General features: G+C 48.3%; 1 protein-coding gene. It reads right to left on the bottom strand.

Annotated features, from left to right (window positions below; genetic code table 11):
• Nucleotides 1-598, bottom strand: a 598-nt coding sequence (locus R7Z77_RS26870) for a thiamine pyrophosphate-dependent enzyme (RefSeq protein ID WP_318137242.1), incomplete at both ends; no start/stop codon positions are given.

Genomic DNA, 598 nt, shown 5'->3' with positions numbered 1-598 from the left:
TGCAAGAGTTAGAGTGGCGACCTTGATAAATAATGTCTTGCCACTGTTTTACCATACCGAGGAATCGGTTATTCAGATTGATGATCTTCACAGGAATATCGTACTGCATGGCCGTCGATAGCTCCTGAATGTTCATCTGGATACTGCCATCACCCGTCACCACCACCACTTCTTCTTCAGGCATCGCGAACTTAACGCCCATACCAGCAGGAAGACCAAAGCCCATTGTGCCCAAGCCACCCGAATTGATCCAACGGCGAGGTTTGTTGAATGGGTAGTACAACGCCGCAAACATTTGGTGCTGGCCTACATCAGACGCCACATACGCGTCACCATTGGTTAGCTTGTGCAGTGTTTCAATGACTTGCTGTGGCTTGATACGATCCGACGACGTTTCGTAAGACAAGCACTGACGATCGCGCCACACTTGAATATCATCCCACCACTTAGTGATCGCCGCTTCATCGTTGCCACAATCTTGCTCTGCCAGTAGACCAAGCATAGTAGTCAGTACTTTTTCAGCAGAGCCTACGATTGGAAGATCCACTTTGACGTTTTTGGAGATAGACGACGGGGCAATATCAATGTGCATCACTTT

It is taken from the genome of Vibrio sp. 1401 (assembly GCF_033340295.1).
This window is presented reverse-complemented; position numbering and strand designations above follow the sequence as displayed.